At 60.2% G+C, this 18,210-nt stretch carries 12 protein-coding genes, 2 tRNA genes, 3 rRNA genes and 1 pseudogene; 10 read left to right on the forward strand and 8 right to left on the reverse strand.

Features of this window, described 5'->3' with window-relative positions:
- Positions 1–121 precede the first annotated feature (121 nt).
- The gene (locus ABIE53_RS17895; protein ID WP_044022067.1) at positions 122–1,318 is read left to right on the forward strand and encodes a M20 aminoacylase family protein; all 1,197 of its coding nucleotides are present in this window, start codon (positions 122–124) and stop codon (positions 1,316–1,318) included.
- Between the two features lie 69 nt (positions 1,319–1,387).
- Positions 1,388–1,567, forward strand: a pseudogene (locus ABIE53_RS17900) (lipocalin family protein); the annotation flags it as partial.
- A gap of 75 nt (positions 1,568–1,642) precedes the next feature.
- Here the strand turns inward: ABIE53_RS17900 and rrf are convergent.
- From rrf to ABIE53_RS17930, 6 genes are all read right to left on the reverse strand, one after another.
- Positions 1,643–1,756, reverse strand: a 5S ribosomal RNA gene (gene rrf, locus ABIE53_RS17905).
- Positions 1,757–1,987: 231 nt separating this feature from the next.
- A 23S ribosomal RNA gene (locus tag ABIE53_RS17910) occupies positions 1,988–4,870 on the reverse strand.
- A 353-nt stretch (positions 4,871–5,223) separates the two neighbouring features.
- Positions 5,224–5,299 (reverse strand) — tRNA-Ala (locus ABIE53_RS17915).
- A 56-nt stretch (positions 5,300–5,355) separates the two neighbouring features.
- Positions 5,356–5,432, reverse strand: a tRNA-Ile gene (locus tag ABIE53_RS17920).
- Positions 5,433–5,504: 72 nt separating this feature from the next.
- A 16S ribosomal RNA gene (locus tag ABIE53_RS17925) occupies positions 5,505–7,037 on the reverse strand.
- The 16S, 23S and 5S rRNA genes sit together here with 2 tRNA genes alongside, the layout of an rRNA operon.
- A 478-nt stretch (positions 7,038–7,515) precedes the next feature.
- Entirely contained in the window at positions 7,516–8,292 is a 777-nt protein-coding gene (locus ABIE53_RS17930) for an enoyl-CoA hydratase (protein ID WP_006052793.1), read from the reverse strand.
- 131 nt (positions 8,293–8,423) lie between these two features.
- Here ABIE53_RS17930 and paaN point away from each other — a divergent pair, with 131 nt between their 5' ends.
- The 5 genes from paaN (at position 8,424) to paaK (ending at position 14,304) form a co-directional block, all read left to right on the forward strand.
- On the forward strand, positions 8,424–10,124 hold the full coding sequence (gene paaN / locus ABIE53_RS17935) for a phenylacetic acid degradation protein PaaN (RefSeq protein WP_006052792.1): 1,701 nt from the start codon (positions 8,424–8,426) through the stop codon (positions 10,122–10,124).
- 123 nt (positions 10,125–10,247) lie between these two features.
- Positions 10,248–11,450 carry a 3-oxoadipyl-CoA thiolase gene (gene pcaF, locus ABIE53_RS17940; protein WP_006052791.1) on the forward strand — a complete coding sequence of 401 codons (1,203 nt, stop codon included), beginning with the start codon at positions 10,248–10,250 and terminating at the stop codon, positions 11,448–11,450.
- Between the two features lie 45 nt (positions 11,451–11,495).
- On the forward strand, positions 11,496–12,287 hold the full coding sequence (gene paaG, locus ABIE53_RS17945) for a 2-(1,2-epoxy-1,2-dihydrophenyl)acetyl-CoA isomerase PaaG (RefSeq protein ID WP_006052790.1): 792 nt from the start codon (positions 11,496–11,498) through the stop codon (positions 12,285–12,287).
- A gap of 1 nt (position 12,288) precedes the next feature.
- The gene (gene paaI / locus ABIE53_RS17950) at positions 12,289–12,768 is read left to right on the forward strand and encodes a hydroxyphenylacetyl-CoA thioesterase PaaI (protein ID WP_006052789.1); all 480 of its coding nucleotides are present in this window, start codon (positions 12,289–12,291) and stop codon (positions 12,766–12,768) included.
- 231 nt (positions 12,769–12,999) lie between these two features.
- Positions 13,000–14,304, forward strand: a complete 1,305-nt coding sequence (gene paaK / locus ABIE53_RS17955; RefSeq protein WP_006052788.1) for a phenylacetate--CoA ligase PaaK — start codon at positions 13,000–13,002, stop codon at positions 14,302–14,304.
- 259 nt (positions 14,305–14,563) lie between these two features.
- On the opposite strand, the gene mltA is transcribed toward paaK, so the two are convergent.
- Positions 14,564–15,688, reverse strand: a complete 1,125-nt coding sequence (gene mltA, locus ABIE53_RS17960) for a murein transglycosylase A (RefSeq protein ID WP_006052787.1) — start codon at positions 15,686–15,688, stop codon at positions 14,564–14,566.
- Here mltA and ABIE53_RS17965 point away from each other — a divergent pair.
- A complete protein-coding gene (locus tag ABIE53_RS17965; RefSeq protein ID WP_165919889.1) occupies positions 15,633–15,878 on the forward strand; it encodes a hypothetical protein in 246 nt (81 codons plus the stop codon). The genes mltA and ABIE53_RS17965 overlap by 56 nt on opposite strands.
- Before the next feature lie 104 nt (positions 15,879–15,982).
- Here ABIE53_RS17965 and apaG read toward each other — a convergent pair whose 3' ends face one another.
- The gene (gene apaG, locus ABIE53_RS17970) at positions 15,983–16,357 is read right to left on the reverse strand and encodes a Co2+/Mg2+ efflux facilitator ApaG/CorD (RefSeq protein ID WP_006052785.1); all 375 of its coding nucleotides are present in this window, start codon (positions 16,355–16,357) and stop codon (positions 15,983–15,985) included.
- 352 nt (positions 16,358–16,709) lie between these two features.
- Between apaG and rpe the strand changes: the two genes are divergently transcribed.
- Positions 16,710–17,393 carry a ribulose-phosphate 3-epimerase gene (gene rpe / locus ABIE53_RS17975; protein ID WP_029971312.1) on the forward strand — a complete coding sequence of 228 codons (684 nt, stop codon included), beginning with the start codon at positions 16,710–16,712 and terminating at the stop codon, positions 17,391–17,393.
- Between the two features lie 11 nt (positions 17,394–17,404).
- Positions 17,405–18,121, forward strand: a complete 717-nt coding sequence (locus tag ABIE53_RS17980; RefSeq protein WP_006052783.1) for a phosphoglycolate phosphatase — start codon at positions 17,405–17,407, stop codon at positions 18,119–18,121.
- Positions 18,122–18,210: the final 89 nt, after the last annotated feature.

Here is an 18,210-nt window from a genome sequence, read left to right on the forward strand (position 1 = left end):
GCGGTTGCCTGCATGCTGCCGCCAAAAAGCCTTCGGCGTAGAATCGTTAGCACTGCGCCCGGGCGCATGTCGCCCGAGCGATTCCATGCAAGTCAAAGCGCAAGCACATCGGCACTCTATTATGAAACTGATCCCCGAAATTCAGGCTGCTCACGGAGAAATCCAGACTCTTCGACGAACGATCCACGCTCATCCCGAACTGCGTTATGAAGAAACAGCGACTTCGGAGCTGGTCGCGAAGACGCTCGAGTCATGGGGTATAGAAACGTATCGCGGACTGGGCAAGACAGGTGTTGTCGGCGTGCTCAAGCGTGGCAATGGCAAGCGCTCGATCGGGCTGCGCGCCGACATGGACGCGTTGCCGATTCAGGAGCTGAACAGCTTCGAACATCGGTCGAAAAACGATGGAAAAATGCACGCGTGCGGTCACGATGGACACACGGCGATGCTGCTCGGCGCAGCCCGGCATCTGGCGAAGCATGGCGATTTTGACGGCACCATCGTTTTCATTTTTCAGCCGGCCGAAGAAGGCGGCGCCGGCGCGCAGGCCATGATCGACGACGGCCTTTTCGAAAAATTTCCTGTGGATGCAGTGTTCGGCATCCATAACTGGCCGGGCATGCCGGCGGGCCACTTCGGCGTAACCGAAGGGCCGATCATGGCGTCCAGCAACGAATTCCGCATTGAGATTAAAGGTGTTGGCTCGCACGCAGCGCTGCCGCACAACGGACGCGATCCGGTGTTTACCGCTGTGCAGATCGCTAATGGCTTGCAAAGCATCATCACGCGGAACAAGAAGCCGCTGGATACGGCTGTGCTTTCGATCACGCAAATTCATGCCGGCGATGCAGTCAACGTCGTCCCTAACGATGCGTGGATCGCGGGCACCGTACGGACTTTTACGACTGAAACGCTCGATCTGATCGAAGCGCGCATGCGCAAAATCGCTCAAAGCACGGCGGACGCTTACGATTGCACGGTCGACGTTCATTTCCACAGAAACTATCCGCCCACTATCAACAGCAGTGAGGAAGCGCGGTTTGCGGCCGCCGTCATGAAGGAAGTTGTCGGGGCAGAAAAGGTGGACGACTCGGTCGAACCTACGATGGGCGCGGAGGACTTCTCGTTCATGCTGCTGGCGAAGCCGGGATGTTATGCGTTTCTTGGCAACGGCGAGGGCGGCCATCGCGACGCCGGCCACGGTGCAGGCCCCTGCATGCTGCACAACGCGAGCTATGACTTCAACGATGAGTTGCTGCCGATCGGCTCGACGTATTGGGTGCGGCTTGCGCAGCGGTTTCTGGCGGTAGAGAAGTAGGACGGAAAGTCGGGGACGGGACGATGTGTTGTGTGTCCGTCGGTTCAGGAACGCGGGGATGACTTACCTGGCCTGCTGACCTGGCAGCCCGATCCGCTGATGGACGATCAGGAACTCGACTCGCGGCAGTCGACCGGCGCGGTGTACTGGGAAGGCGCGGCGCGGGTGAGCCGCGATGGTACTGAGCTCGGGCGTGCGTATCTGGAACTGACCGGCTATGCCGGCGCTCTGCGCATGGGCGGGCCGTGACGGCGCCGTATTTTCCAGCGCCGTAAACGCAGAAACCCCACCTTTGCGGGGTGGGGTTTCTGACACTGCTGGGGAGCCTGACGATTACCTACTTTCACACGGGTAATCCGCACTATCATCGGCGTGGAGTCGTTTCACGGTCCTGTTCGGGATGGGAAGGGGTGGGACCGACTCGCTATGGTCATCAGGCATGACTTGTTGTCGTGCTGGGTTTTGGGCCAACACAACCAATCCGGAAGAAGTAGTTTCTGGTGATGCTCACCAGGGTAAAGCTGTTTGGGCTGTGTTGTTCGAGGCACAACATCGATCACTCAACCGTGCGTCCTGTTCTCCCTGGCGGGGAGTTCCAGCGCATCCCCTTCGGGGATCGGACCAGTGTAAGCGCTAAAGCGCTAACGCTGGTCGAGACACACCTGTTATAGGATCAAGCCTTACGGGCAATTAGTATCAGTTAGCTGAACGCATTACTGCGCTTACACACCTGACCTATCAACGTCCTGGTCTTGAACGACCCTTCAAGGGGCTCGAAGCCCCGGGGATATCTCATCTTAAGGCGAGTTTCCCGCTTAGATGCTTTCAGCGGTTATCTCTTCCGAACATAGCTACCCGGCGATGCCACTGGCGTGACAACCGGTACACCAGAGGTTCGTCCACTCCGGTCCTCTCGTACTAGGAGCAGCCCCCTTCAAATATCCAGCGCCCACGGCAGATAGGGACCAAACTGTCTCACGACGTTTTAAACCCAGCTCACGTACCTCTTTAAATGGCGAACAGCCATACCCTTGGGACCGGCTACAGCCCCAGGATGAGATGAGCCGACATCGAGGTGCCAAACACCGCCGTCGATATGAACTCTTGGGCGGTATCAGCCTGTTATCCCCAGAGTACCTTTTATCCGTTGAGCGATGGCCCTTCCATACAGAACCACCGGATCACTATGACCTGCTTTCGCACCTGCTCGACTTGTCGGTCTCGCAGTTAAGCACGCTTATGCCATTGCACTATCAGCACGATTTCCGACCGTACCTAGCGTACCTTCGTACTCCTCCGTTACACTTTGGGAGGAGACCGCCCCAGTCAAACTGCCTACCATGCACTGTCCCCGATCCGGATTCACGGACCAGGGTTAGAACCTCAAACAGATCAGGGTGGTATTTCAAGGATGGCTCCACGCAAACTGGCGTTCACGCTTCACAGCCTCCCACCTATCCTACACAGACCGGTTCAAAGTCCAATGCAAAGCTACAGTAAAGGTTCATGGGGTCTTTCCGTCTAGCCGCGGGGAGATTGCATCATCACAAACACTTCAACTTCGCTGAGTCTCGGGAGGAGACAGTGTGGCCATCGTTACGCCATTCGTGCAGGTCGGAACTTACCCGACAAGGAATTTCGCTACCTTAGGACCGTTATAGTTACGGCCGCCGTTTACCGGGACTTCAATCAGGAGCTTGCACCCCATCATTTAATCTTCCGGCACCGGGCAGGCGTCACACCCTATACGTCCACTTTCGTGTTTGCAGAGTGCTGTGTTTTTATTAAACAGTCGCAGCCACCAGTTTATTGCAACCCCTTCACCCTTCTGGCGCAGGCCAGTCAGGCTACAGGGGCGTACCTTATCCCGAAGTTACGGTACCAATTTGCCGAGTTCCTTCTCCCGAGTTCTCTCAAGCGCCTTAGAATACTCATCTCGCCCACCTGTGTCGGTTTGCGGTACGGTCACTGTTGAACTGAAGCTTAGAGGCTTTTCCTGGAACCACTTCCGATTGCTTCGTCGCCTAAACGACTGGCCTCGCACCCTTGAATTCCGCGCCCGGATTTGCCAAAGCGCCTTCTCCAATGCAAGGACCGGGACTTCCAACACCCGGACAACCTTCCGCGATCCGTCCCCCCATCGCATTCAACACTGGTGCAGGAATATTAACCTGCTTCCCATCAGCTACGCATTTCTGCCTCGCCTTAGGGGCCGACTCACCCTACGCCGATGAACGTTGCGTAGGAAACCTTGGGCTTACGGCGAGGGGGCCTTTCACCCCCTTTATCGCTACTCATGTCAGCATTCGCACTTCCGATACCTCCAGCACACTTTCCAGTGCACCTTCGCAGGCTTACGGAACGCTCTCCTACCATGCACATAAATGTGCATCCGCAGCTTCGGTATATGGCTTAGCCCCGTTACATCTTCCGCGCAGGACGACTCGATCAGTGAGCTATTACGCTTTCTTTAAAGGATGGCTGCTTCTAAGCCAACCTCCTGACTGTTTTAGCCTTCCCACTTCGTTTCCCACTTAGCCATATTTGGGGACCTTAGCTGGCGGTCTGGGTTGTTTCCCTCTTGACACCGGACGTTAGCACCCGATGTCTGTCTCCCGTGATTGCACTCTTCGGTATTCGGAGTTTGCTATGGCGTAGTAATCCGCAATGGACCCCACAACCATGACAGTGCTCTACCCCCGAAGGTGATACACGAGGCACTACCTAAATAGTTTTCGGAGAGAACCAGCTATTTCCAGGTTTGTTTAGCCTTTCACCCCTATCCACAGCTCATCCCCTAACTTTTCAACGTTAGTGGGTTCGGACCTCCAGTACGTGTTACCGCACCTTCATCCTGGCCATGGATAGATCACCTGGTTTCGGGTCTACACCCAGCGACTGAACGCCCTGTTCGGACTCGCTTTCGCTACGCCTGCCCTAATCGGTTAAGCTTGCCACTGAATGTAAGTCGCTGACCCATTATACAAAAGGTACGCCGTCACCCTCTTGCGAAGGCTCCGACTGTTTGTATGCATGCGGTTTCAGGATCTGTTTCACTCCCCTCCCGGGGTTCTTTTCGCCTTTCCCTCACGGTACTGGTTCACTATCGGTCGATCACGAGTATTTAGCCTTGGAGGATGGTCCCCCCATCTTCAGACAGGATTTCACGTGTCCCGCCCTACTTGTCGTACACCTAGTTCTTCCTCGCTGTTTTCGTCTACAGGGCTATCACCTGCTATGGCGGCACTTTCCAGAGCCTTCGACTAACAATGAAGATAAAGAGTACAGGCTGGTCCCATTTCGCTCGCCACTACTCTGGGAATCTCGGTTGATTTCTTTTCCTGCGGTTACTTAGATGTTTCAGTTCACCGCGTTCGCTTCGCATGGCCTATGTATTCAGCCACGGATACCTCAAAAGAGGTGGGTTTCCCCATTCGGACATCTACGGATCAAAGCTCGTTTGCCAGCTCCCCGTAGCTTTTCGCAGGCTACCGCGTCCTTCATCGCCTGTGATCGCCAAGGCATCCACCACATGCACTTGTTCGCTTGACCCTATAACGGGTGTGTCTTCTCGGCCAGTGTTAGTGCTTTAGCACTTACTCTGGCCCGATCCCCGAAGGGGACCAGCGATCCGATCACTCGCTACAGGTTGAGTATTCGTGTTGCGCCGTATTCCAAGAGCAATCTTTCGATTACCTTTAAAATACATCGATACAATCACAACCCTGATTCACCTACTCGCACACCCATCTCTAAGCATGCTTTCGTGAATCTCTTTACTACTTCTTCCTGATTGTTAAAGAACGACAGCCGATACAAAGCTCTGCTTCATACCACTTGCTGACTGGCTCAATCGCCAATGCACAACGCTCTGCCTGTTTCACAGAACGCTACGCATTGAGGATTGGTGGAGGATGACGGGATCGAACCGACGACCCCCTGCTTGCAAAGCAGGTGCTCTCCCAGCTGAGCTAATCCCCCAAGTCACTGCACAGCAGCACCAGAGGTTTCAGTCCATCAGCTCACCAGACATGACATGGTGGGTCTGGATGGATTCGAACCATCGACCCCCGCCTTATCAAGACGGTGCTCTAACCGACTGAGCTACAGACCCCTGAGTCTGTCTGCGTTTCTTCACTACAGCCGATAAGCGTGAGCGCTCAACGTTTGACACGTTCAGCTCTGGAAAGGAGGTGATCCAGCCGCACCTTCCGATACGGCTACCTTGTTACGACTTCACCCCAGTCATGAATCCTACCGTGGTGACCGTCCTCCTTGCGGTTAGACTAGCCACTTCTGGTAAAACCCACTCCCATGGTGTGACGGGCGGTGTGTACAAGACCCGGGAACGTATTCACCGCGGCATGCTGATCCGCGATTACTAGCGATTCCAGCTTCACGCACTCGAGTTGCAGAGTGCGATCCGGACTACGATCGGTTTTCTGGGATTGGCTCCACCTCGCGGCTTGGCGACCCTCTGTTCCGACCATTGTATGACGTGTGAAGCCCTACCCATAAGGGCCATGAGGACTTGACGTCATCCCCACCTTCCTCCGGTTTGTCACCGGCAGTCTCCCTGGAGTGCTCTTGCGTAGCAACTAGGGACAAGGGTTGCGCTCGTTGCGGGACTTAACCCAACATCTCACGACACGAGCTGACGACAGCCATGCAGCACCTGTGTTACGGCTCCCTTTCGGGCACATCCACCTCTCAGCGGACTTCCGTACATGTCAAGGGTAGGTAAGGTTTTTCGCGTTGCATCGAATTAATCCACATCATCCACCGCTTGTGCGGGTCCCCGTCAATTCCTTTGAGTTTTAATCTTGCGACCGTACTCCCCAGGCGGTCAACTTCACGCGTTAGCTACGTTACCAAGCCAATGAAGGCCCGACAACCAGTTGACATCGTTTAGGGCGTGGACTACCAGGGTATCTAATCCTGTTTGCTCCCCACGCTTTCGTGCATGAGCGTCAGTATTGGCCCAGGGGGCTGCCTTCGCCATCGGTATTCCTCCACATCTCTACGCATTTCACTGCTACACGTGGAATTCTACCCCCCTCTGCCATACTCTAGCCCGCCAGTCACAAATGCAGTTCCCAGGTTAAGCCCGGGGATTTCACATCTGTCTTAGCGAACCGCCTGCGCACGCTTTACGCCCAGTAATTCCGATTAACGCTTGCACCCTACGTATTACCGCGGCTGCTGGCACGTAGTTAGCCGGTGCTTATTCTTCCGGTACCGTCATCCCGCCCGGATATTAGCCAGGCGGTTTTCTTTCCGGACAAAAGTGCTTTACAACCCGAAGGCCTTCTTCACACACGCGGCATTGCTGGATCAGGCTTGCGCCCATTGTCCAAAATTCCCCACTGCTGCCTCCCGTAGGAGTCTGGGCCGTGTCTCAGTCCCAGTGTGGCTGGTCGTCCTCTCAGACCAGCTACAGATCGTCGCCTTGGTAGGCCTTTACCCCACCAACTAGCTAATCTGCCATCGGCCGCCCCTGTAGCGCGAGGTCCCGAAGGATCCCCCGCTTTCCTCCGCAGAGCGTATGCGGTATTAATCCGGCTTTCGCCGGGCTATCCCCCACTACAGGACACGTTCCGATGTATTACTCACCCGTTCGCCACTCGCCACCAGGATTGCTCCCGTGCTGCCGTTCGACTTGCATGTGTAAGGCATGCCGCCAGCGTTCAATCTGAGCCAGGATCAAACTCTTCAGTTCAAACCTGTTACTGTTTTCGGGCTCTTTCGAACCCGGTCGCTCACTCAACGTACTGACGAAGTGTCTAACCATCTTTCGATGACCAAACCTTCCTTTCATTACTGTGTGAGACTTGATACTTTCGCTTCTCGCCAGATTCCGGAGTTAAACCCCGCAACCCGGCGCGCGTCGCGCATCAAGCGCCCACACTTATCGGCTGTTAGTTTTTAAAGATCGGTTCGCACACTTCACAGCGCCCACTTCAACCACCCGGCACTGCTTCGTTCTGCGTCGCTGCATCAGCAGCAGAGAAGCGAGATTATGAAGAACTTCCGTCGCGCCGTCAACAGGTTTTTGCTACTGCCTGAACCTGCCGCCACCGCTGGAAGCCTTGCCGCCATTGGCTCTCCCGCTTCCCGTGCCCCGGCGTCCGGAGCACGAAAGAGCGAGATTCTAGCGAGCCGGCTGGCGCCTTGCAAGCGTTATTTTGACGAGCCTATTAACGGTGCTTGAAAACCGGTTTGCGCTTTTCCACGAACGCCGCCATGCCCTCTTTCTGATCCTCCGTTGCGAACAGCGAATGAAAGAGACGGCGCTCGAAATGCACGCCCTCGGCGAGCGTCGTTTCGTACGCCCGGTTGACGGACTCCTTCACCATCATGACTGCCGGCAGCGGGAACTCCGCTATCGTCGCTGCCGCGGCAATCGCCTCCTCTATCAGCGAGCCCGCCGGAATCACACGCGACACCAACCCGGCCCGCTCCGCTTCCGCCGCATCCATGAAACGCGCGGTCAGGCACAAGTCCATCGCTTTGGCCTTCGACACAGCGCGCGGGAGGCGCTGTGTGCCGCCAGCGCCCGGCATGATGCCGAGCTTGATTTCCGGTTGGCCGAACTTCGCCGTGTCCGCGGCGAAGATCATGTCGCACATCATGGCCAGTTCGCAGCCGCCGCCGAGCGCGAAGCCCGCCACCGCCGCGATGATCGGCTTGCGAATGGAACGCACCGTCTCCCAGTTACGCGTGATGTAGTCGCCCTTGTAGACGTCCATATAGGAATAGGTCGCCATCATGCCGATGTCGGCACCGGCCGCGAACGCTTTTTCGCTACCCGTCACCACGATTGCGCCGATGCCGTCGTCGGCGTCGAACTCGCGCAGCGCCGCGCCTAGCTCGTCCATCAAGGCATCGTTCAGCGCATTCAGCGCCTTCGGACGATTCAACGTAACGAGTCCGACCCGTCCCCGCGTTTCAACCAGAATGTTCTCGTAAACCATGCCGCCTCCTTGTGATTGACCGAGCGCGAAAAACGCTTCGCGCGCCCATCTTAATAATGCTAACATTCACCAACCAACCGGTCGGTCAATTATTAGACGGGCTTCCCCCAACGTACAGCCAAGCCTCTGCCATGACACATCCGTTATTCACCAAGCACGAAGACACGCTGCAAAAGGCGCTCGCCGCGGCCGAGACGCGCGGTTACTGGAGCCCGTTCGTCGAAATGCCCAGTCCGAAAGTGTACGGGGAAACCGCCAATGCGGACGGCGAAGCCGCCTTCAAAGCGCATCTGGACGCCGCCTTCGAACTCGACCAGCCCTCTACTGGAGAAACCGTTGGCGCGGAAGTATCGCCATTTGGCTTCCCGCTCGCTATCCGTTATCCCAAATCCGATCCCGACGCACTGATCGCCGCCGCCGCGATCGCACAACAGGGCTGGCGCGCCGCGGGTCGCGAGGCCTGGGTTGGCGTATCGCTCGAAATCCTGGCACGGCTTAATCGCGCGAGCTTCGAGATCGGTTACAGCGTAATGCACACGACCGGCCAGGCCTTCATGATGGCCTTCCAGGCAGGCGGGCCGCACGCGCAAGACCGGGCACTGGAAGCCGTCGTGTATGCGTGGGACCAGTTGCGCCGCATTCCCGCCGACGCTCACTGGGAAAAGCCGCAAGGCAAGAACCCGCCGCTCGCCATGCACAAGCGCTACACCATCGTGCCCCGCGGCACCGGCCTGGTACTCGGCTGCTGCACGTTTCCGACATGGAACGGCTATCCGGGCCTTTTCGCCGACCTCGCGACGGGCAACGCCGTGATCGTCAAGCCGCATCCGGGCGCTATCCTGCCGCTCGCCATAACCGTGCGAATTGCGCGCGACGTTCTACGCGAGGCCGGCTTCGACCCGAACGTCGTCACGCTGCTCGCCACTGAGCCGAACGACGGCGCGATTGTCCAAAGCCTCGCCGTGCGCCCCGAGATCAAGCTGATCGACTTCACAGGCAGCACGCAAAACGGCACCTGGCTCGAGCGCAACGCGCACCAGGCGCAGGTCTATACCGAAAAAGCCGGCGTGAACCAGATCGTGATCGACTCGGTGGACGACATCAAAGCCGCCGCCCGCAACATCGCGTTCTCGCTCGCGCTCTACTCCGGGCAGATGTGCACAGCGCCACAAAACATCTACGTGCCGCGCGGCGGCATCCGTACTGCAGAAGGTGCGCTCACGTTTGACGAAGTCGCGCAGGCAATCGCCGGCGCCGTGCAAAAACTCGTCGCGGACCCCGCTCGCGCAGTCGAACTCCTCGGCGCCATTCAAAACGAAGGCGTCACCCAACGCATCGACGAAGCGACGAAACTCGGCCGTGTTCTGGTCGAAAGCCAGGCGCTCGAGCATCCGGCCTTTCCGGTTGCCCGCGTGCGCACGCCGCTGGTCGTCCAACTCGACGCCGCAACCGACCGCGCGCAGTTCACGAGGGAATGGTTCGGTCCGATCTCCTTCGTGATCGCTACCGACTCGACTGCGCAGTCTCTTGAACTTGCTGGCGCCATCGCCGCCGAGCACGGCGCACTAACGCTGTCCGTCTACAGCACCGACGACGCCGTGCTCGACGACGCGCACGAGGCGTCGCTCCGCGGCGGCGTCGCTTTGTCGATCAACCTGACGGGCGGTGTGTTCGTGAATCAGTCGGCAGCGTTCTCCGACTTCCACGGCACGGGCGCCAACCCCGCGGCCAACGCGGCGCTCACCGACGCGGCCTTCGTCGCCAATCGCTTCCGCGTAGTCCAAAGCCGCGTTCATGTTGAACCGAAAGCGGCCCCAGCGGTAGCTGGCTGAAAGTCATAAGACGAAAGCACGTCGATCGTCCTATGCCTTTTGGCCGAATGGACCACGCCGTGCGCGCCAACTAACATGACATCGGATCGGCATTGAACGCCGGTCCGCCTCACAGGAACGGATATGAACGACGCCTTTATCTGCGACGCGATTCGCACCCCCATCGGCCGTTACGGCGGCGCCCTGAAAGACGTGCGGGCCGACGACCTCGGCGCCGTGCCGATCAAGGCACTGATCGAGCGCAATGCCGGCGTGGACTGGCGCGCCGTGGACGACGTGATCTACGGCTGCGCGAACCAGGCCGGCGAAGACAATCGCAACGTAGCGCGCATGTCGGCATTGCTCGCGGGGTTGCCTACCGACGTCCCCGGTTCCACGATCAACCGTCTGTGCGGCTCGGGCATGGACGCCGTCGGAACAGCAGCGCGCGCCATCAAGGCAGGCGAAGCCCGCCTGATGATCGCTGGCGGCGTCGAAAGCATGACTCGCGCGCCGTTCGTGATGGGCAAGGCGGCGAGCGCGTTTGCTCGGCAAGCGGATATCTATGACACGACGATTGGCTGGCGCTTCGTCAATCCGCTAATGAAGCGACAGTACGGCGTCGATTCAATGCCGGAAACTGCGGAAAACGTGGCCGTCGAGTTCGGAATCAGCCGCGCCGATCAGGACGCGTTCGCGTTGGCGAGCCAGCAGAAGGCCGCGCGCGCGCAGCAGGACGGCACGCTGGCGCAGGAAATTGTCGGTGTGGAAATCGCGCAGAAAAAAGGCGATCCGATTCGCGTGACGCTTGACGAACATCCGCGCGAGACGTCGCTCGAAAGCCTGGCGAGGCTCAAGGGTGTCGTTCGTCCGGACGGCAGTGTGACTGCCGGCAATGCATCGGGTGTGAACGACGGCGCCTGCGCCCTACTGCTCGCGAACCAGCAGGCGGCCGACCAGTACGGTCTGCGTCGCCGCGCGCGCGTGGTGGGCATGGCGACGGCGGGCGTCGAGCCGCGCATCATGGGTATCGGTCCCGCGCCGGCCACGCAAAAGCTGCTCAGGCAACTCGGCATGAAGCTCGAGCAGTTCGACGTGATCGAGCTGAACGAGGCGTTCGCGTCGCAAGGACTCGCGGTTTTGCGCACGCTCGGCCTGCGCGACGACGATCCGCGCGTCAATCCCAACGGCGGAGCGATCGCACTCGGACATCCGCTCGGCGCATCCGGTGCGCGCCTTATCACGACTGCGCTGTACCAACTGGAACGCTGCAACGGGCGCTTTGCGCTTTGCACGATGTGCATCGGCGTGGGCCAAGGCATCGCACTCGTCATCGAAAGGCTGTGAAATAGGCACTGCAGTTCCGCGAACGAGACTTTGAGGAGACACCCAATGTCGTATGAAGCGATCCGCCTCGATATCGACACATCGAGCCGCGTAGCCACCATCACGCTGAACCGTCCCGACAAGCTGAACAGCTTCACGCGCGCGATGCATGAGGAACTGGCGGCGGCGCTCGGCGAAGTAGAAAAATCCGGCGCGCGCGCGCTCATTCTGACCGGCTCGGGCCGCGGCTTCTGTGCAGGACAGGACCTCGCCGATCTGGATTTCACGCCCGGCGCGATGACAGATCTCGGCGACCTGATCGACGCGCATTTCAATCCGCTGATTCGCCGCCTGCAAGCATTGCCGCTGCCGGTGATTGCGGCTGTCAACGGCACGGCTGCGGGCGCCGGCGCGAATCTCGCGCTCGCGTGCGACATCGTTCTCGCGGCGCGTTCGGCCAGCTTTATCCAGGCTTTCGTGAAGATTGGCCTCGTGCCGGATTCGGGCGGCACGTGGTTCTTGCCGCAGTGCGTCGGCATGGCCCGCGCGTTGGGACTCGCCATCACCGGCGACAAACTCAGCGCGGAGAAAGCCGAAAGCTGGGGCCTCATCTGGCAAGCGGTCGACGATCAGGAACTCGCGGCAGCCGCGGCCACCCTGGCGGCACAACTCGCGCAGCAACCCACGCGCGCGATCGCCGGGATCAAGCGCGCCATGCGTGCCGGCGCCACACAAACGCTCGATCAGCAACTCGACCTTGAACGCGACCTGCAACGCGAGCTGGGTGCGTCACACGACTATGCGGAAGGCGTTCGCGCCTTCGTCGAAAAGCGCGCGCCGCGCTTCGAGGGCCGCTGATATGTCGACGCAACCTCTCTACCCCGCGGAAATGACGCCCGACGAACTGGCCCGCGCAACCGCCGCCGCGATGTATGAAAACGATGCGTGCAGCCGCGCGCTCGGCCTCGAGATCGTGGAAGTGCGCGCCGGGTATGCGCGTCTGCGAATGGCTGTGCGCGAAGACTTTCTGAACGGCCATCAGATTTGTCATGGCGGCCTGATATTCACGCTCGCTGATTCGAGCTTTGCATTTGCGTGCAACTCGCGCAACGTGAATACCGTGGCATCCGGCTGCTCGATCGAGTTCCTGCGTCCCGTGCATGGCGGCGATGTGCTCACCGCAGAAGCGGTCGAACAGACATTGAACGGCCGCACCGGCATCTACGATATTCGCGTGACCAATCGCGCCGGCGATACGGTGGCAATGTTTCGCGGCAAATCGGCGCAAATCAAGGGCAGCGTGATTCCGCAGACACCATCGCACACGGGACCGGAGTAACGCGAAGCGCTACAGCATCCGCAGCGCAGAGCGAAAAGACCAGCCAAAACAAAAGGCACACGGCAAGCGCTCCACACGAGAGTCGCCAGTCCGAGACAGTCGTGAGCGGTGAGACCGGCCAGCAATTCACCGCAATGGCGGCCGTCCGCAGTTTCAGCGCCGTCGTTCGAAGTTTTACGCGCGAGCGCAATCTATAACAGACCCAGCATTGAGGCAGTAAGGAGACATTCGATGAGCCCCGCCCTTCCGCTCGATCCTATCGAGACCGCCAGCCGCGACGAACTTGCGGCGCTCCAGCTTGAACGGCTCAAGTGGTCGCTGAACCACGCTTACGAAAACTCGCCGGTCTATCGTCGCAAGTTCGACGAAGCGGGCATTCATCCGAACGACCTGACGACGCTTGCGGACCTTGCACGCTTCCCGTTCACGACCAAGAAGGACTTGCGCGACAACTACCCGTTCGGGATGTTCGCCGTGCCGCAGGAACGAATCTCGCGGATTCACGCTTCGTCGGGTACGACAGGCAAGCCGACTGTGGTCGGCTACACCGCTCGCGATATCGACACGTGGGCGAATCTCGTCGCGCGCTCGATCCGCGCGGCCGGCGCCAAGCCTGGCGACAAGGTGCATGTGAGCTATGGTTACGGCCTCTTCACTGGCGGTCTCGGCGCGCACTACGGCGCGGAGCGTGCGGGCCTCACCGTTATTCCGTTCGGCGGCGGCCAGACAGAAAAGCAGGTGCAATTGATCCAGGACTTCCGGCCCGACATCATCATGGTGACGCCGAGCTACATGCTGTCGATCGCCGACGAGTTGGAGCGCCAGGGCATCGACCCTGCCGGTTGCTCGCTGCGCATCGGCATCTTCGGCGCGGAGCCGTGGACCAACGACATGCGTCAGGCGATCGAAAAGCGCATGGGCATCGACGCGGTCGACATTTACGGTCTGTCGGAAGTGATGGGACCAGGCGTGGCGTCGGAATGCGTTGAAACGAAAGACGGTCCGACGATCTGGGAAGACCATTTCTACCCCGAGATCATCGACCCGGAAACGGGCGAAGTTCTTCCGGACGGAGAACTCGGCGAACTGGTCTTCACGTCGCTCACCAAGGAAGCGTTGCCGATCATTCGTTACCGCACGCGCGACCTCACGCGCCTGCTGCCAGGCAGCGCCCGCACGATGCGCCGCATGGAAAAAATCACCGGCCGCTCGGACGACATGATGATCGTGCGCGGCGTTAACGTGTTCCCGACGCAGATCGAGGAACTGCTGCTCAAGCAGCACACTCTCGCGCCTCACTATCAGATCGTGCTGACCAGGGAAGGTCCGCTCGACGTGTTGACGCTAAACGTCGAACCGTGTCCCGAAACCGCGCCCGACACTGCCGCGCTCAATCTCGCGAAGCAGGCGCTGGCCTATGACATCAAGGCGCTGATCGGCGTCAGCGCGGTGGTGAATGTGCTGGCGGTGAATGGAATCGAACGTTCGGTGGGGAAGGCGAGGCGCGTAGTCGACAAGCGCAAGTCGGGGTTGTAAGGCCGGAAGAAGTTGCAGGCGCCCTGCAAATGGGCGCGCGAAAATTTGGCGCTAACGCCGCTGGTGGCCTTAGTGGCTCCAGTGGCTCTCATGCCACTAATACCGCGCCGCCCAAGACGAACAGCCCCACAAACGCCGGCAACGGTTTCAGCACCAGCGCTTGTGCGTGCGTCTGCGGTAAACCGGCCACAAGCCACACCCAATGCCCCGCAGCGACACTCACGGCCGCCAGAAGCCCCAGACGCGCCCGCGACCACCCTCAAGAATTCGGCAACAGCACCCACATCCGACCGCCCTGCTTCATCTTGCCAGCAAGATCGCCCGCGTCATCGCCGAGACCCCAGAAGTAGTCGGCGCGCACACCGCCCTTGATCGCCGAGCCGGTGTCCTGCGCAAACACCAGACGGTTCATCGGCGAATTCGTCAGCGGCCTCGTGGTCTGCAAAAACACCGGCGTGCCGAGCGGAATCGAGGTGGGATCGACGGCGATCGAGCGCTCCGGCGTCAACGGCACGCCGAGCGCGCCGATCGGACCATCGGCGGTGCCCTTCGCCATGCTTTCCACCGACGGCATTTCGCGGAAAAACACGAAGCGCGGATTGGTATCGAGCAGCGCATCCACACGATTCGGGTTCGCGCGCGCCCAGGCCTTGATGCCTTGCATGGTGGCTTGCGCAGGCGTGAGCTCGCCGCGATCCAGCAGCCACCGCCCAATGGATTTGTACGGCTGGTTGTTCGTGCCGCCGAAGCCGACGCGCATCACGCTGCCGTCTTCCATCACGATCCGGCCGGAGCCTTGCACTTGCAGGAAAAATGCTTCGATGGGGTCGTCGACCCAGACAAGCTCGTTGCCGTTCAGCACGCCCGTCCGTTCGAGTTGCGCGCGCGGCGGCAACGCGACGCCAGGGCGATAACTCGACGGCCAACGATACAGCGCCGTCTGATAAACACCATGCCGCGTGCGCGAGCCGCGCAATAACGGCTCGTAGTAGCCGGTGACGAGACCGTCGAGCGTGCCGTCGTTGTTCGCGAGCTGGAAGGGCGTGAAATAGGCTTCAAAAAAAGCCCGGGCGCCGGTCACGTCGAGATCGTCAAGCTGCGCCGCTGCCGCACAGGCGCGTGCCCAGTTCGCCTGACGCGCGAGCCTCAGACAATTTTGCCGCAACGCGGCCGTCGCGCCGATCAGCGAATCGTCCTGCCAGCCCGGAACCTGCTGCCACGCTACCGCCGTAAGCCGCGTCGCGGCGATCTGGCCGGGGATGATCGCGGCCCCCGTGGGTGGCGAAGCGACTGGCCGCACCGAGCCGCCGCCACCGCAGGCGGCGAGTATGGCCGCCATCGAAAGCGCGCCGAGCCAGGCTCCGGCCGCGCCGACAAAACGCATACAATGTTCGTTCTTGATGGAAACCGCCATGTCTGATCTATTCGACGAATACCCAATGCTTGTCTTCGCGCTGGAATCGCTTCTCGCGCTGTTCCTGCTCGTGTTCATCGTCGTGTGGACGTCGTCCGGTAAAAAGAAAGCAGCGCGCGCCGACAGCCGGGAAACGAAGACGCCACAAAAACCGCACTGACGCGGCGCCGATTCACGCATTGCACCGCGCGCATCGATCGTTATCGAACCGCTTATCGCACCTGCTATATCGAACCGTTAAAGACCGCGCCAGACGCCCACGGTTCAATGCAACGTACGCGGCATGCGCAGAATGAACTCCGGCACGGGCGCGTCGAAACGCTCGCCGTCCTCGGCCACGCAGAAGTACTCGCCCCGCATCGTGCCGACCGGTGTGGCGATAACCGCCCAACTCGTATATTCGAACTGCTCGCCGGGTTTGAGCAGCGGCTGGTGTCCCACCACGCCGAGACCCTTCACTTCCTGCACGGTCTTTTCGCTGTCTGTGATCACCCAATGCCGCGCGATCAATTGCGCGGGCACCTGACCGGTGTTGCGGATGGTCAGCGTATAAGCGAACGCGTACTGGCGGCGCTCCGGGTCCGATTCTTCGGGCAGGAACTGCACCTGCGCCGACACGCTGAATTCATACTGGCTCATCCTGATTCCAATCTGCTGAAACGGGGGCGACAAGATCGCTGGAAGGCCCGAGCGCCAACGGCTTCACGGCCCATTGGCGACGCAGCGCCATGGTTTGGCATTCTGCGTCATGCGCGAGGCGCCCGCAACCGGACATATCTTCTGGACAAGCACGCTTAGGGCGCGAAGAGGCGCAGGCGCCGCACCCGTTTCGCGACTGGACGCCGAAAAAGCGCGACGACTGCCTGTTCCAGGGACCACGACGCGCACCGGAGCACCGGAGCACCGGCGCAACGCCACGCCGCCGCCCAGCCGCTTGCCACGCGCACAAAACGGTAAAATGGCGCTTTCCCGCTTGCATCCGCCCGCCGCCATGACGCAATTCCGCATCGCTCCCAGCATTCTCTCCGCCGACTTCGCCCGCCTCGGCGAAGAAGTCCGCAATGTCGTCGCCGCCGGCGCCGACTGGATCCATTTCGACGTCATGGACAACCACTACGTGCCGAACCTGACCATCGGTCCGCTCGTGTGCGAAGCCATTCGTCCGCATGTCGGCGTGCCCATCGACGTGCATCTGATGGTGCGTCCGGTCGACCGCATCGTGCCGGACTTCGCGAAGGCGGGCGCGAATCTGATCAGCTTTCACCCGGAAGGCTCGGACCACATCGACCGCACGCTGTCGCTGATCCGCGATCACGGCTGCAAGGCCGGCCTGGTGTTCAACCCGGCCACCTCGCTGAATTATCTCGATCACGTGATGGACAAGCTCGACCTCGTGCTGATCATGTCGGTGAATCCGGGCTTCGGCGGCCAGTCGTTCATTCCCGAAGCGCTGAACAAGCTGCGCGAGGCGCGCAAACGGATCGACGCGTACAAGGAGCGCACCGGCCGCGACATTCATCTCGAAGTGGACGGCGGCGTGAAGGTCGACAACATCGCGGAAATCGCCGCCGCCGGCGCCGATACATTCGTCGCGGGCTCGGCGATCTTCGGCCAGCCGGACCACAAGGTCGTGATCGACAAGATGCGCGCCGCGCTCGCCAACATTCAGCACTGAAACCGCGCCCGATGACGTCCACCTTCCCCGCCCCGACCTTCACCGGCTCCCGCCTGCAAGCCGCGATCATCGACCTCGACGGCACGATGATCGACACCGCCGACGACTTCACCGCCGGCCTGAACGGCATGCTCGCGCAACTCGACGCGGAGGAAACCTCGCGCGAGGAAGTGGTCGGCTATGTCGGCAAGGGCTCTGAGCATCTGATCCGCAGCGTGCTCGCGCCGCGCTTCGAAGCGGAGCACGCGCAAGACCGTTTCGACGAAGCGCTCGCCATCTATCAGGCGGAGTACGCAAAAATCAACGGCTTGCACACGCGTCTTTATCCCGACGTCGAAGCCGGCCTCGCGGCCCTGCGCGACGCGGGCCTCAAGCTCGCGTGCGTCACCAACAAGCCGCATCGCTTCGCGGTCGAACTGCTGGAACAATACAGGCTCGCGCAATATTTCAGCGTCGTGCTCGGCGGCGACAGTCTGCCAAAAAAGAAGCCGGACCCGCTGCCCATGCTCACGGCCGCCGCGCAACTGGGCGTCGAACCGCGCGCCACGGTGGCCATCGGCGATTCGGAAAACGACGCGCTGGCGGGCCGCGCGGCGGGCATGTCGACGCTCACGGTGCCCTACGGCTACAACCACGGCCAAGCTATACAAACAATAAAATCCGATGGTATAGTTGCCTCGCTGCTGGACGCCGCCAAGGCGATCGCAGCGCACCATTCCACGACTTGAAAAGTCCTTCATCCTCATGTTTCTGAATAAAAAACGGAGTCTGATTAGCATCGACCGGGGAGCCTGGCCCTGGCGTCGCTGGTCGCGCT

The sequence above is a fragment of the Paraburkholderia sp. OAS925 genome (assembly GCF_040543975.1).
Lineage (GTDB): Bacteria > Pseudomonadota > Gammaproteobacteria > Burkholderiales > Burkholderiaceae > Paraburkholderia > Paraburkholderia graminis.

Bases quoted from the DNA above. Each gene is read 5' to 3' on its own strand.
- paaG (WP_006052790.1), top strand. From the start codon at position 11,496: ATGTCGTATGAAGCGATCCGCCTCGATATCGACACATCGAGCCGCGTA.
- paaI (WP_006052789.1), top strand. From the start codon at position 12,289: ATGTCGACGCAACCTCTCTACCCCGCGGAAATGACGCCCGACGAACTG.
- paaK (WP_006052788.1), top strand. From the start codon at position 13,000: ATGAGCCCCGCCCTTCCGCTCGATCCTATCGAGACCGCCAGCCGCGAC.
- ABIE53_RS17965 (WP_165919889.1), top strand. From the start codon at position 15,633: ATGGCCGCCATCGAAAGCGCGCCGAGCCAGGCTCCGGCCGCGCCGACA.
- rpe (WP_029971312.1), top strand. From the start codon at position 16,710: ATGACGCAATTCCGCATCGCTCCCAGCATTCTCTCCGCCGACTTCGCC.
- ABIE53_RS17930 (WP_006052793.1), bottom strand. From the start codon at position 8,292: ATGGTTTACGAGAACATTCTGGTTGAAACGCGGGGACGGGTCGGACTC.
- mltA (WP_006052787.1), bottom strand. From the start codon at position 15,688: ATGCGTTTTGTCGGCGCGGCCGGAGCCTGGCTCGGCGCGCTTTCGATG.
- pcaF (WP_006052791.1), top strand. From the start codon at position 10,248: ATGAACGACGCCTTTATCTGCGACGCGATTCGCACCCCCATCGGCCGT.
- apaG (WP_006052785.1), bottom strand. From the start codon at position 16,357: ATGAGCCAGTATGAATTCAGCGTGTCGGCGCAGGTGCAGTTCCTGCCC.
- ABIE53_RS17895 (WP_044022067.1), top strand. From the start codon at position 122: ATGAAACTGATCCCCGAAATTCAGGCTGCTCACGGAGAAATCCAGACT.
- paaN (WP_006052792.1), top strand. From the start codon at position 8,424: ATGACACATCCGTTATTCACCAAGCACGAAGACACGCTGCAAAAGGCG.
- ABIE53_RS17980 (WP_006052783.1), top strand. From the start codon at position 17,405: ATGACGTCCACCTTCCCCGCCCCGACCTTCACCGGCTCCCGCCTGCAA.